This is a genomic window from Exiguobacterium sp. SL-9 (assembly GCF_004336985.1).
In the GTDB taxonomy this organism is placed as follows: Bacteria; Bacillota; Bacilli; order Exiguobacteriales; family Exiguobacteriaceae; genus Exiguobacterium.
The window spans coordinates 717,874-731,144 of record NZ_SJUO01000001.1; the positions used below are offsets into that span (position 1 = coordinate 717,874).

At 54.1% G+C, this 13,271-nt stretch carries 16 protein-coding genes; 9 read left to right on the forward strand and 7 right to left on the reverse strand.

Going from position 1 to position 13,271, the window contains the following annotated elements:
• Window positions 1-15: 15 nt before the first annotated feature.
• Window positions 16-942, reverse strand: coding sequence for a CAP domain-containing protein (locus tag EVJ34_RS03700; RefSeq protein ID WP_131433345.1), 927 nt, complete (start codon window positions 940-942; stop codon window positions 16-18).
• A 20-nt stretch (window positions 943-962) separates the two neighbouring features.
• Window positions 963-1,409: a MarR family winged helix-turn-helix transcriptional regulator gene (locus EVJ34_RS03705; protein ID WP_131433343.1), complete on the reverse strand. Its 447-nt coding sequence runs from the start codon at window positions 1,407-1,409 to the stop codon at window positions 963-965.
• Window positions 1,410-1,527: 118 nt separating this feature from the next.
• Here EVJ34_RS03705 and EVJ34_RS03710 point away from each other — a divergent pair, with 118 nt between their 5' ends.
• The 3 genes from EVJ34_RS03710 to EVJ34_RS03720 all read left to right on the forward strand — a co-directional run bounded on the left by EVJ34_RS03710 (window position 1,528) and on the right by EVJ34_RS03720 (window position 4,141).
• Window positions 1,528-1,941 carry an organic hydroperoxide resistance protein gene (locus EVJ34_RS03710; protein ID WP_131433341.1) on the forward strand — a complete coding sequence of 138 codons (414 nt, stop codon included), beginning with the start codon at window positions 1,528-1,530 and terminating at the stop codon, window positions 1,939-1,941.
• A 96-nt stretch (window positions 1,942-2,037) separates the two neighbouring features.
• On the forward strand, window positions 2,038-2,895 hold the full coding sequence (locus tag EVJ34_RS03715) for a metallophosphoesterase (protein WP_131484722.1): 858 nt from the start codon (window positions 2,038-2,040) through the stop codon (window positions 2,893-2,895).
• Between the two features lie 106 nt (window positions 2,896-3,001).
• On the forward strand, window positions 3,002-4,141 hold the full coding sequence (locus EVJ34_RS03720) for a zinc-dependent alcohol dehydrogenase (protein ID WP_131433337.1): 1,140 nt from the start codon (window positions 3,002-3,004) through the stop codon (window positions 4,139-4,141).
• 42 nt (window positions 4,142-4,183) lie between these two features.
• Here EVJ34_RS03720 and EVJ34_RS03725 read toward each other — a convergent pair whose 3' ends face one another.
• The 3 genes from EVJ34_RS03725 to abc-f form a co-directional block, all read right to left on the reverse strand.
• Window positions 4,184-5,092 (reverse strand): cation diffusion facilitator family transporter, encoded by a 909-nt coding sequence (locus EVJ34_RS03725; RefSeq protein WP_131433335.1) that lies wholly within the window; start codon window positions 5,090-5,092, stop codon window positions 4,184-4,186.
• A 113-nt stretch (window positions 5,093-5,205) separates the two neighbouring features.
• Window positions 5,206-5,982, reverse strand: a complete 777-nt coding sequence (locus EVJ34_RS03730; RefSeq protein ID WP_131484723.1) for a hypothetical protein — start codon at window positions 5,980-5,982, stop codon at window positions 5,206-5,208.
• A 12-nt stretch (window positions 5,983-5,994) separates the two neighbouring features.
• A complete protein-coding gene (abc-f, locus tag EVJ34_RS03735) occupies window positions 5,995-7,689 on the reverse strand; it encodes a ribosomal protection-like ABC-F family protein (protein ID WP_131484724.1) in 1,695 nt (564 codons plus the stop codon).
• A 363-nt stretch (window positions 7,690-8,052) separates the two neighbouring features.
• Between abc-f and EVJ34_RS03740 the strand changes: the two genes are divergently transcribed.
• The 4 genes from EVJ34_RS03740 (at window position 8,053) to EVJ34_RS03755 (ending at window position 10,782) form a co-directional block, all read left to right on the forward strand.
• Window positions 8,053-8,964: an MBL fold metallo-hydrolase gene (locus EVJ34_RS03740; protein ID WP_131484725.1), complete on the forward strand. Its 912-nt coding sequence runs from the start codon at window positions 8,053-8,055 to the stop codon at window positions 8,962-8,964.
• A 63-nt stretch (window positions 8,965-9,027) separates the two neighbouring features.
• Window positions 9,028-9,861 carry an aldo/keto reductase gene (locus tag EVJ34_RS03745; RefSeq protein ID WP_131433331.1) on the forward strand — a complete coding sequence of 278 codons (834 nt, stop codon included), beginning with the start codon at window positions 9,028-9,030 and terminating at the stop codon, window positions 9,859-9,861.
• 13 nt (window positions 9,862-9,874) lie between these two features.
• Entirely contained in the window at window positions 9,875-10,489 is a 615-nt protein-coding gene (locus EVJ34_RS03750) for a PH domain-containing protein (protein WP_021066768.1), read from the forward strand.
• 14 nt (window positions 10,490-10,503) lie between these two features.
• On the forward strand, window positions 10,504-10,782 hold the full coding sequence (locus EVJ34_RS03755; protein ID WP_131484726.1) for a hypothetical protein: 279 nt from the start codon (window positions 10,504-10,506) through the stop codon (window positions 10,780-10,782).
• 39 nt (window positions 10,783-10,821) lie between these two features.
• Here EVJ34_RS03755 and EVJ34_RS03760 read toward each other — a convergent pair whose 3' ends face one another.
• Window positions 10,822-11,346, reverse strand: a complete 525-nt coding sequence (locus EVJ34_RS03760) for a DUF1836 domain-containing protein (protein ID WP_131484727.1) — start codon at window positions 11,344-11,346, stop codon at window positions 10,822-10,824.
• 124 nt (window positions 11,347-11,470) lie between these two features.
• Here EVJ34_RS03760 and trhA point away from each other — a divergent pair, with 124 nt between their 5' ends.
• Both trhA and EVJ34_RS03770 read left to right on the forward strand, forming a co-directional pair.
• A complete protein-coding gene (trhA, locus tag EVJ34_RS03765; RefSeq protein ID WP_131484728.1) occupies window positions 11,471-12,115 on the forward strand; it encodes a PAQR family membrane homeostasis protein TrhA in 645 nt (214 codons plus the stop codon).
• Window positions 12,116-12,202: 87 nt separating this feature from the next.
• Window positions 12,203-12,898 carry a DsbA family oxidoreductase gene (locus EVJ34_RS03770; RefSeq protein WP_131484729.1) on the forward strand — a complete coding sequence of 232 codons (696 nt, stop codon included), beginning with the start codon at window positions 12,203-12,205 and terminating at the stop codon, window positions 12,896-12,898.
• A gap of 61 nt (window positions 12,899-12,959) precedes the next feature.
• Here EVJ34_RS03770 and relB read toward each other — a convergent pair whose 3' ends face one another.
• Entirely contained in the window at window positions 12,960-13,229 is a 270-nt protein-coding gene (gene relB / locus EVJ34_RS15865; RefSeq protein ID WP_330857572.1) for a type II toxin-antitoxin system RelB family antitoxin, read from the reverse strand.
• Window positions 13,230-13,271 lie beyond the last annotated feature (42 nt).

Genomic DNA, 13,271 nt, shown 5'->3' on the forward strand with positions numbered 1-13,271 from the left:
GCGGGCCATCCTTTTTTAACGTGGCGTGATGAAGTTGATCGTGTAGAACGGACTCGACTCTTCGTTGTAAACGAGGCCGACCGACACATGTGTGAACCCGTCTTTCAAAATATTCTCCCGATGACCGAGCGAATTCATGAGTCCCCAGTGGGCGTGGAAGACGCTCATCTGCCCCATCGCCAAGTTTTCCCCGGCGAGCGAGTAAGCGATTCCGGCCTCGTCCATCCGCTCGAACGGGTCACGGCCCTCGGGATCGGTATGGCTGAAGAAGTTGTTTCGTGCCATATTCTCGCTATGGGCGCGCACGACCGGGAGCAGTGGTTCATAGTCGGCGAGCGCCGACAAACCGAACTTCTGACGGTCCCAGTTCATGAGCATCCGCATCAACTGCTCGTTCGCGACGAGGTTGTCTTCCGACACGTCGCCGTAGTAGCCATCACTCGACTCCTCGACGTCACGGTCGACGGTGAGCACGGCCTTGAGCTTGTCCTCATCGTGCTGATCGAAGAAGAACGTCACGTAATCGTCGTCAATCGCATAGACGTTGAAGGACGGGTCATCCGGGATCAAATAGCGTTTGAGTCCCTTATTGTACGACTTGACCTCGTCGAAACCGATCTGCTCGACTTGTTGCCGTGTCGTCTCACCGACGACGAGTCCTTCATAGACGCTTCCCGTCTCGAACTGATAGTAGCCTTGCTTTGAACCATCTTCATCGATCAACTCGAGGCTACGGTCCCCGTTCTTCTCGAGCAAGTACCAGTCATGCCCGGCATATTGGCTCGTGAAGCGTGGCGCGTCGGTCGAACGTTCCTGCTGTTCTTCTGCCACTTCTGTCGACTTCACTTGAATGCTCGTCGGCGCCGACACGTTCGGCACTTCAAATTTCCAGGCCGCGTACATGCCGATCGCGAGCAATAGAATCACTAGTTTACGAAACATCGCGTCTCCTTTCGAGAAACCTACTCCTGTCGCTCACCGAAGTCACGCAGTCGCGCCTTTATATCGATGAGCATCTCCATATAAGCGATATACGTCGCTTCGTCTATATTCAGCATACCACTCACTTTGACCGGTACGTCCTCGGCCTGCTCACGCAGTGCGCTACCGGACGGTGTGAGCGATAAGAGGACGCGACGCTCGTCATCGGTCGCTCGGACCTTCTCCACGTAATCGAGTTGCATCAATCGCTTGACGAGCGGTGACAGCGTGCCCGAATCAAGCGTTAGTCGGTCGCCGAGTTGCTTCATGTCGATCCCGTCTTCTTCCCACAAGACGAGCATGACCAAGTATTGGCTGTATGTCAGGTTTAACGGTGCTAAGATTGGGCGATATAATCGTGTAAGCTCTTTTGAAGCGGTATAGAGCTGAAAACAGATTTGATGCTCTAATGTTAACGAACTTTTCATGTCATTTCCTCCGGCTATAGTCTTAGGACAAGCATATCATTTGCTTATCTGTTTGACTGCCCTATAATTGAATTGTGCACAACTTAATTGCCTAAAAACGAAATGGAGGAATTGAATCATGAAATCATTATTCACAGCTTCTGCAACTGCAATCGGTGGCCGCGAAGGTCGCGTCACATCTACGGACGGCGTGATCGACTTGAACGTCTCTATGCCTGGTTCTAAAAACGCTGACGAAGCGACGAACCCGGAGCAACTCTTCGCAGCAGGTTACGCGGCATGTTTCGGTAGCGCCTTGAACCTCGTCATCGGCAAAGAACGCGTCAAGACAGACGGCACGAGCGTAACCGGTCACGTCACGCTCAACCAAAACGATGAAGGTTTCTTCATCTCGGTCGAACTCGAAGTCGAGATCAAAGGTGTCGATCAAGCGACAGCGGATCGCCTCGTCGAAGCGGCACACCAAGTTTGCCCGTACTCGAAAGCGACACGCGGCAACGTCGACGTCAAGTTGACAGCAAAAGCAGCATAATTCGATGGCCCGCTTCCGAGCGGGCTTTTTTTTGCGTCCGGAGCATCAACAGAGTAAACTGAAGAAACGAACGACAGCAATGAGAGGAGGCGGACGATGTTCAAAGGAAAACGTAAATATGTGACGTTCGGCCTCGGGGTGGCGTTTCTCCTCGCCGCTTTCTATAACGGTCTGACCGTCCGCAATTATGCGGTCGAGTCCGACAAGCTCGAGACGGGTCAATCGTTCCGGGTCGTCCTGTTGTCGGACTTACACGGGTACTCGTATGGGGACGACCAGCGCGTCTTGATCGACAAAGTACGGGAACAAGAACCGGATTTGATTGCCCTGCCCGGCGATATCCTCGACCGCTTCCGCTCACCCGACGCCTCGTTCGAATTGATCGAGGGACTGCAAGGGATTGCGCCGATGTATTTCGTGACCGGGAACCACGAGATTGACGGCTCGGACGATTTCGTGCGCCACGACGTCAAAGACGTGTTTCGCTCCTATGGCGTGACCGTGCTCGAGAACGAGATGGCCTCAGTGAACGTCAACGGCGTCGACGTCCTCGTCGGCGGGCTCGAAGACCCACTCCGGACATACACCGAAAATATTCATGCGAGCTGGGAAGAGACGGCCATGACCTCGCTCGGTGATGTCGACACCGAATCGGCGTTCAGCCTGCTCTTGTCACATCGGGCCGAACAGGTCGACACATATGCCGCCTTACCGTTCGACCTCGTCCTCTCGGGCCACGCCCACGGCGGGCAAGTCCGAATCCCTTATCTATTGAACGGACTGTACGCGCCGGATCAGGGTTTCTTCCCGAAGTACGCCGGCGGGCTGTATGAACATGAGACGTTCACCCACGTCATCGGGCGCGGCTTCAACTACAGCGTCAGCGTACCGCGTGTGTTCAATCCACCGGAGATCGTCGTCATCGACGTCGCTGGGACCGGGGCTCCTCAGTGAGCCCCTTTTCCTATTTTCCCCAAAAATCGGATTCGCATGCACGGCGTGCGGGTACAGTACTCATGTTGTGACTTACCTGTTTTTGAAAAAAGGAGGAAGTGGACATATGCGTGCTGTCACCTATCAAGGAACGAAGAACATCGAGGTCAAGGATGTAAAAGATCCGGAGATCGAGAACCGGGAAGAGATTATCGTCAAAATCACGTCGACGGCCATTTGCGGCTCGGATTTGCACATCTATCAAGGCAACATGCCGGCCCGACATGGATTCATCATCGGCCACGAGCCGATGGGCATCGTCGAAGAAGTGGGGTCCGACGTGACGAAAGTGAAAAAAGGCGACCGGGTCGTCTTGCCGTTCAACGTCTCGTGCGGTCATTGCTTCTATTGTGAGAACGACATGGAGAGCCAGTGCGACAACTCGAACCATGCCCCGCATACAGACGCAGGTGGCTTATTCGGTTACACCGAGCAGTTCGGGAACCATCCTGGGGGCCAAGCCGAATATTTAAAAGTGCCATATGGAAACTTCATGCCGCTCGTCATCCCCGAGTCGTGTGAGCTCGATGATGAGGCGCTCCTGTTCTTATCGGACGTCATCCCGACCGCGTGGTGGAGTCTCGACAACGCGGGTATGAAGGCCGGCGACACCGTCGTCGTTCTCGGATCGGGGCCGGTCGGTCTGATGACGCAAAAGCTCGCCTGGGTGCGCGGTGCGAAACGTGTCATCGCCGTCGATCCAGAGATTTATCGTTTGAATCGGGCCAAGCTGTCGAACAACGTCGAGACCGTCCTGTTGAAAGACCCGGTCGAGACCGGCAAATACATCCGCGAGATTACAGGTGGCGGGGCCGATATCGTCGTCGACTGTGTCGGGATTGACGGGAAGAAATCACCGATCGAGAAAGTCGAGCAGAAACTCATGGTCCAAGGCGGCACGCTCAGCGCCATCAAAGTCGCCAAGGAAGCCGTCCGCAAGTTCGGGACCGTGCAATTGACCGGCGTCTATCCGATGAACTATAACCAGTTCCCGATGGGTGACTTCTTCACACGTAACGTCACTTTGAAGACCGGACAAGCCCCGGTCATTCACTATATGCCCGAACTGTTCCAAATGATCGTAGACAAAAAGTTCGATCCGACCGACATCATCACGCACCGCTTGCCGCTCGAACAAGCGGCCGACGCGTACAAAATCTTTAACGATCATTTGGACGACTGTGTCAAAGTCGTCTTGAAGCCATAACAACAAGCGGTCCCCGACAACTGTCAGGGACCGCTTGTTTGTTTACCAGATCGTTCGTTCCTCACAACACTGCGCTTCCCGCTCAATTTGAACGGTCGAGCGATTGAACGTGGCGAACTGACGAATCCGTTTCGTCACCTCACGCAAGACGCGTTGGTCGTCCGTGTCCGCTTCAATCAAGACGTGACACGTGACGGCGAGTTCATTTGACGAGATTGACCAGACGTGTAGGTCGTGGACTTCCTTGACGCCGTCAACACCACCGAGTTCTCGCTGCATCGCCACGACGTCGATTTGGTCAGGCGTCCCTTCCATCAAGATGTGAATCGCCTCTCGCGTCACGCGATAACCGCTCAACAAAATCAAAACGGCGACGAACAGGCTTGCGATCGGATCGGCGAGCGTCCAGCCGAACGCCATGATCAACACGGCCGCCGTGATGGCACCGACCGAGCCGAGTAAATCACCGAACACGTGCAACAACGCACTGCGAACGTTCAAGTTGTCGCGTTCTCCCCGCATGAGCAGCCAAGCCGCGAGCACGTTGACGAGCAGCCCGATGACGGCGACCGTTAGCATACCGCCGCTTAAAATCTCAGGAGGTGCGAATAACCGCTGATATGCTTCGATGATGATGTAAATGGAAATGGCGAGTAGCGTCAACCCGTTGACGAACGCCGCCAAAATCTCGAACCGCCGATAGCCGAACGTCCGCTCCGGTGTCGCCTGCCGTGACCCGAACCGGACGGCGAGGAAACTGAGTCCGAGCGCGGCCGCGTCACTGAGCATATGGCCCGCGTCCGATAACAATGCCAAACTGTTCGTCCACAATCCGCCGATGACCTCGACGACCATGAACGTCGCAATCAGCAAAAAGGACCAGAATAATGCCCGTTGATTCGTCGAATGATGATGATGGTCATGTCCGTGGTGGTCGTGATGTGCACCCATACCATCCCCTCCTCTCCCTTTCATTCTATACCTTTCCCCTCTAACATTCAAACGTTCGTTTGAATGAAGAACTAAAACAATCGCCGAAAGGAACACCCTCTCGACGATTCACCTCATTTTTGTTCAACCCGGACCCGCATGACCCCGTCATAAGGGAACAATTTCAATTGACGTGTCTCCCCTTCATACCAACTGCCGGCGTTTTGACCGCTCGTCGCCGTCATATCCGGCGTCGCGACCACTTGGCGGTCCCAGTCGATCGCCTTCACCTGCTGGTCACGCACCATCAGGAAGAAACCGTCATAGAAATGATATTCGTTCACTTGGTCGCGCTGGACCGCTTTCGGGGCACCGAGCGTGGCGCGAACGCTCGCGATGTCTTGGCCGAGCCATTCAAGCGTCGTAGGATCGGCCGACGGGACGACCGCTTTCCACGCCTCCGCCAGGTCCTCATCCGAGACGCTCGTCGCTTCACCCGTCACTTGTTCTTCCGTCACCCAGCCGGTCGTCTGCTCGTTCAGTTGGAGTTTAACGAAACCGCTGACGGCCTCGAGTTGCTCGAAACGGTCGCCGAGGTCAGCCTCATAGATGACCGTCACGCGGTCATCGGCGAACACTTTTGTGTATGGTGCCATGATATAGACGTACGTCCCATCTTTCTCGTCAGCCTCTGCTTCATCCTCGGTCTCATCCGTCGATTCCGTGTCACTGTTGACCGATTCGGTCGCGATGTCGTCCGTCTCCGGCAGCGCCGACTTCTTCGAGTCCATGAGCGCCGCGAAAGCGATGACGCCGACGAGCGAGGCGATCAATAACACCACCGTCACCGATTGCCAAAACCGTTTCCGTTTTCGTGATGCCGCCCGTGATACCCGTATTTCTTCTTTCATGATCTTCCACCCCTATTTGTTTCGTCCCTTCTCGGATTCGGCAAGGGGGATCCCGTTTCCTGCCTCGTCGAAGAAAATTTGCGGCTCGCTCGTCAGCGTCTCGAGCGTCCGGAGCGTCGCATCGACGTCGACCGGCGGCATACCCTCTCCCGCTTCAAAGACACGTACCGTCTCCCCGAGCTCGATCGTCCGATTCGTCAAGCGGTGGAACGTCCGGTCATGCGAGATGAGAATCAACCCGCCCCGGTACACATCGAGTGCGGCTTCGATTTGCTCGCGTGTGGCCACGTCCAAATAGTTCGTCGGCTCATCGAGCGCGAGCAGATCCGCATCCGAAAAGTAGAGGATGAGGAAGGCGATGCGGCATTTTTCCCCCATGCTCGCGTCATGGATCGGCTTATATACCTCGTCACGACGGAACAAGAAGTGCGCCAAAAGTGTCCGTGCCTCCGTCTCCGTAATCTCACTGCCCGCGAGGAGTGCGTCGAGCAATGTCCCGTCTTTTGGCAATCGGGCGAGCGTTTGCGAGAAATAGCCGATTTTCAGTTTTGGGTGACGCTGAATCTTCCCTGATGTCGGGACGAGCTCACCGATCAATAGTTTCAAGAGCGTCGTCTTCCCGCTCCCGTTCGGTCCGACGATGGAGATACGGTCACTCCGGTTCACCGTGAACGAGAGTCGCTCCAAAAGAAGGTCCTCGTAACCGAACGAGACGTCGTCGACCGAGATCCATGTTTTCGCCTCGAGCGGGTCGGCTTGAAAGCGGACCGATATGGATTCCTTGTCTTTCGGCCGATCCGGTCGCGCCCCTTCGAGCTGTTCAAGTTTACGTTCCCTGGCCTTCATCTTGATGGCGAGGTTTGCCGCTCCTTTTTGGGCGCCGGGACTCCGTACGCTCGCCGTCGCTTTCGCTTTCAAATGCCAGCCTTTATATTGGGCGATCATGTCGAGCAGTTCCGACTTCCGAGCCACATAGCGGGCATGGGCCCGCTCGTCGCGCACTCGTTCCTCGGCCTTCTGGTGTTTATAGGCCGTATAATTACCCGGATAACGGACGACTTTCCCTTCATCTAGTTCAAGGATGACCGTCGCGACATCGTCGATGAACTGGCGGTCGTGGGAAATGGCGAGCACCGTCCCCGGATACTCATTCACCCAGCGCGTCAGCCACTTAATGGAGTCGACGTCGAGATGGTTCGTCGGTTCGTCGAGCAGGACGATGTCGACTGGTCGCATCGTCAGCCGGGCAAGTTGGGCCCGCGTCTGTTCACCGCCGCTCAACTCTCGGAGTCGTGTCAAATCGTGTGCGTCAAGGCCGAGCCGTTTGAGTGCTTGTTTCGCTTCAAGTTCGAGTCCGAAGGCGTCGGATACGAGCGCCTTATCATACGCCTCGAGCACCCGCGCCGTGTCACCCGATGTGACGTCCATGTAGAGCGGATAGCGCTGTGGGTCGCCTTGCATGACGTAGTCAAGAACAGTCTCTTCTCCGTCAAACACCGTCTGTTCGACGACACCGACCGTACCGAAGACGTCGATGATGCCTGCCTGCGGGGTCAGAACGCCTTCGAGCAGTTTGAACAACGTCGTCTTGCCGGACCCGTTTTGGCCGAACAAGACAGCCCGTTCCCCCGCCGCCACCTCGAATGAGACGTCATTCAATAATGGTTGCCGGTCGTGATCGAACCGGACTTGTTGGATTGATAACATATTGTTTCACCTCGCTGATTGTTCCGATACGCGATGAAACAAAAAACACCATCCGCCCAAAAGCGATGGTGTGAAGAGTTCCGGTCAAGCAGAAAGAAGGGTTACCCCTTAGCCTGAAATTGGACACACTTCACCCGTGACTGTTCGTGCGAACAGTGATGATTCGTTTCATCAGTTGAGTGCGTGTGACTTTTTCATGGCACCGTGTACCTTCCTTTCCTAAGTTACTGCCACCGTACCAAATTGTAAGCGGATTCGCAAGTGATGCCCCACAATCTCCCATTTTTTCTACACCTTCCGGCGGATGTAACCTCCTCCCGTGAGCGTTATGATGAAAGTATCTTAGATGATGAGGTGACTACTATGCGATTACGAAACCTACTCGTCCCGAGCGCTGTCCTAGCGAGCGTCGGTACGTTCCTATACACACGATTCAAACGAAGACTGCCTCGCCCCGCCTTCAAAGTCCCGACGGTCAAACCGGACCTCGCCTCGTTCGATGAGACGATGGTCGGTGCCATCTGGGTCGGCCATTCGACCGTGCTCATCCATTGGTACGGGTTAAAGATTTTGACCGACCCGGTGTTCTCGAACCGGATCGGGGTCCATGTCGGGCCCGTCACGTTCGGGATGAAACGCCACACCGCCCCCGCCCTCTCGATCGAGGAGATTGGACACGTCGACGTCATCTTGCTCAGTCACGCCCATATGGACCATTTCGACCATAAGAGCTTGAAACGGCTCATCACTCGCGACACGGTCGTCATCTCGGCCCCCGGCACGAGCAAGCTATTACGCAAGTATCCGAGCCTGCAGACACTCGAGATGCATCCGCACGATAAATTGACGCTCGCGAACGGGCTCCACGTCCAAGCCATCCCCGTCGCCCACTGGGGCAATCGCTTCCCATGGGACAAACATATGGGCTACAACGGTTACGTCTTGAAATATAAAGGGGTCCGCATGTTGTTCGCCGGGGATACGGCGTATACCGATTCGTTCAACGGGCTCGCGAACAAAGAACCGATCGACCTCGCCTTCTTCCCGATCGGCGCCTATCAACCGGAGTCGTTCGAGGAAGCGCACTGCACGCCGGAACAGGCGTGGACGATGTTCAAGCAGAGCGGCGCGAAGCGTTTCTTCCCGATGCATTGGGACACGTTCGTCTTATCGTACGAACCGGTCGAAGAGCCGTATGAGCGACTCGTTGCCGCGGCCAAGCTCGAACGTGACCAAATCGTGATCAAAGCCCACGGCGAAAGCATTCGACTGTAGCTTTCGCTTTCACTTCCGGACGATTTTCTGTAACGTAAGAGGTGAGAGGGAGGGAATCAATTTATGGAATGGACAACACTCAACAATGATGTGAAACTGCCGATGCTCGGGCTCGGCGTGTACAAAGTGGAGGACGGTGCGGTGACGGTCGACACGGTCAAAGCGGCGCTTGACGCCGGCTACCGGTTGATCGATACGGCTGCTGTCTATCAAAACGAGGAAAGTGTCGGGCAAGCGATTCGCGAGTCAAACGTGCCGCGGGAAGACATCTTCGTAACGACGAAGCTATGGAACGAGTTCCACGGCTATGACGAGGCGCTCCAAGCGTTCCAAGACAGCCTCGATCGGCTCGGTCTCGAGTATGTCGACCTGTTCTTGATTCACTGGCCGATGCCGCGCTTCGGCAAGTTCGTCGAGACGTATAAAGCGCTCGAGCAGTTGTATGAGGAAGGCAAGGTCCGGGCCATCGGCGTCTCAAACTTCGAGATTAGCCACCTTGAGCAGATCATCCAGTCGTGCTCGATCGTCCCGGCGGTGAACCAAGTCGAGATCCACCCATACTTGTCCCAAAAAGAGTTGATCACATTCTGCCAGCGCTACGATATTCAAATCCAGGCGTGGAGTCCGCTCATGAAAGGACGCGAGGCTCTTGAGGATCCGGTCATCACTGAGATCGGGGCCAAGCACGGGAAGTCGCCAGCTCAAGTCATCTTGCGTTGGCACTTGCAGAACGGTGTCGCCGTCATCCCGAAATCGGTCACGCCGAGTCGAATTCGTGAGAATATAGAGGTGTTCGACTTCACGTTGACGAAAGAAGAGATGCACGCGATCGACGGACTCAACCGAAACGAGCGGACCGGGTCTGACCCGAACGAGATGCACAAAATCCACTACTGAGGAGAGATTGTACATGTTCAAAAAACTAGCTTCTGATTTGACGGGCTTCAGCGATATCGGTGAAGTCATCGATCCGAAAGATTTTGATAAAGCGGATTCGGATGATTACGTCCTGCATGAGGACAACGAGAAGATTTATTTTTTGATCAAATCGAAATCGGACGAGTACTGCTTCACGAACTTGGCGATGATTCACCTCGACGGGACGAGCGCGATGAGTTCTAAACGCGTCTTGTACCGGTATCCGTATGCCCACTTCCCATTAAATAACGTCATGTTCGAGACGGCTGGCACGGTCGATATGGACGTCGAGATCAAATTCACGATTGGCGACAAGCCGTATTCGATTGACGTGAACAAGAAACAAATCGAGCATGTGAAAGACTTGTACAAATCGCTCCTCGCCATCGCCGAGAAACAACGTGAAGGCCGAAAGATGATGGAGTACGCCAACGCCTCACTCACGCATTCGGTATCGATTTTGAGCGGGCTGCGCCAAGGTGATATGAACGTCGCCTCGACGTTCAAGGAATTGAACGAGCAGAGCTTCGACTGGCTCAAAGGCCACTATCACGAGTGGAACCGGAAAGACTTCGGTGACGTGTTCGAGAAGTACATCAACAACTAATTAGGTGATGACGTATGGACTACATGTGGCTGTTGATTGCGTTCGGCTTGTTCATGCTCGTGATTTTGACTGTATTCATCAGCAGTGTGCTCAACGCCTTGCTCCGGCACCTCCACCCGGTAATTCATATCGCTGTCATCTTGTTGTTGTCGTTTGCGTATGAACGCCTCATGTTGGATTATAATCTCTTCTGGACGCTACTCGTTCTTGTGACCATCAGTTACGTAGCACCACTTCTCGTTATCAAACTGTACAATAAAGGTGAACGCTTCGAACGCGAACGTCTGAAATGAAATGTCCCCTAGACTCCAATCGGATTCTAGGGGACATTTTCATTTACCTTCATCAATCAACTGTTCGGCGAGCCGTTGAAACAAGTGGCTCATATGGACGGCCGAGGCGATGGCGAGCGACTGTTGGCTGCCGTTCGTCTCGTTCGTGCGAACGTTGGCGAGGAGCGTCTCGGCTTGCGCCTCGAACGCCTGCATGTTCTGCTCCTTCTGGACCTGATACGCGTCATAGAAGTCTTCGAGCGAGAACCCTTCATCCGACTCGTTTAGCGGCCGGAGCGTTTCTTTGATGTCATTGATCGAGAGTAATCCTTTCATCTCATAAATCAGGCTGAGCAGCATCAAGTGCTCGTTCGTATACTTCTTATTTTTGACAGGATGGAACAGCTTGCCTTTGGCATAGTTGTTGATCATCGTCTTCGTCAAAATCGTCTCGTCGTCAGTCCGCTTCATCTTGCCGTAATGTTGCTCGAACAGCTGGATGACTTGGTCCATATATAAGTCGATTGTCGGGAGCACCTGCTTCGGGAGCGTCCCTTCCGTCTCTACAATCTCGTGCGGTTTCATTGAATCACCTCCCCTTCAGTATACGGACAAACCGGATTTGTCGAAACAAAAACCTTGTTGTTTCCCCCTATACAGTTTACCATGTAGTTATGGATACTACATGACGTAATAAGGAGTGTTTTATATGAATTCGATTTTTCGGGAACCGATTAACGCACTGACCCATTTGGCCGGGGCCGTGCTCGCGTTCATCGCGTTGATTGCGATGACGGTGAAAGCGTCAATGCTCGGCGAACCGCTCGCCATCATGGCTGCGATTTTGTTCGGCATTAGCCTCGTCTTCCTTTACTTGTCGTCCGGCCTGTACCACAGCATCATCGCCTCACCGAACGTCATCGCCTTCTTCCGAAGAATCGATCATGCGATGATTTACGCCTTGATCGCCGGGACGTATGCCCCGCTCACGTTGCTCGCACTAGAAGGACCGACGCGTTGGGTATTGTTCGGCACCGTCCACGCACTCGCCTTGTTCGGGATTATCTTCAAACTCGTCTGGTTCCACGCCCCGCGCTTCTTGTCCACGGCGCTCTATATCGGCATGGGTTGGTTATCGGTCTTCTTCATCGGACCGCTTCATGACGTGATTGGCAACGCCGGCATCTTCTGGCTCATCCTCGGTGGCGTCATGTACACGATTGGCGGACTCATCTACGGTTTCAAGCCGAAGTTCGTCAACTGGCGCGGTTGGGGCTTCCACGAGGTGTTCCACTTATTCATTTTGTTCGGCAGCTTCGCCCACTTCGTCTGCGTGTTCTGGTATGTCTTCTAAGTCCTCCTCATGAGGGCTTTTTTTGTTGAGCACATTCATTTACTTCGAATTAAAGACATCCTACACTGACTGTAGGAGGGATTTATGATGAAAATTGAAGTTTGGTCAGACTACGTCTGCCCGTTCTGTTATATTGGCAAGCGTCGTCTAGAAGAAGCACTCGAACAGTTCCCGCATGCGGATAACGTCGAGGTGGAGTTCAAGAGCTTCGAGCTCGATCCGAACGCCCCGACGACGGACTCGCGTTCGATTTACGAAGCGCTCGCGAAGAAATACAGCATGCCGCTCGAGCAGGCGAAAGGCACGACGGCACAAGTCGCTGCCCAGGCCCGCACCGTCGGACTCGAGTACGATTTCGACAACATGGTCGTCACGGGCACACTCGACTCGCACCGATTGACGCACTATGCGAAGACGGTCGGCAAAGAGAAAGCCTTGTCGGAAGCGCTCCTTAAGGCGTACTTCGTCGACGCGAAACATATCGGCGACCACGACGTCCTCGTCGAGATTGCAACAAGTGTCGGACTCGATGCTGACGCCGTGAAAGACGTGCTCGCTTCAGACGTGTACACAGAAGACGTTCGCGCTGAAGAGAAGCGTGCGAGCGACCTCGGCATCACCGGCGTCCCGTTCTTCGTCTTTGACGGAAAATATGGCGTCTCTGGCGCGCAACCGACCGAGGCGTTCACACAAGTGCTTGAGAAGACGTGGGCCGAATCGGCACCGACGCTTCAAGTGCTCTCAGGCGGTGCGACGTACACGGACGACAACTGCGATATCTGACGTTACACGAATAAAAGCAAAGCATTCGCCCATATATGGACGAATGCTTTTTAGATTCAATTTACTTGTCTAAGTCCTTGACCATGGTTTCAAATGAAACTGCCTCGGAATGCTTCTGGTGCACGCTTATCGCTTCATTATAAAGTTTTAAGTCGTGCTCATCCTCGATTCGTTTCAAGACAGCATCGCGAACGAGAGTCGAGAGGGACAGGTTGTTAGACCTCGCATACGCTCTAATGAGGCGTTCATCCTCCTCATTGAGTCGTACAGATATCATTCCCACACGATTAGCCTCCTTTATACACATTGTATTACGAAATGAAATGCTCATACAGTCAGTTCGAAATCTTGGCTCCTTTTTGTAGCTTTCTAA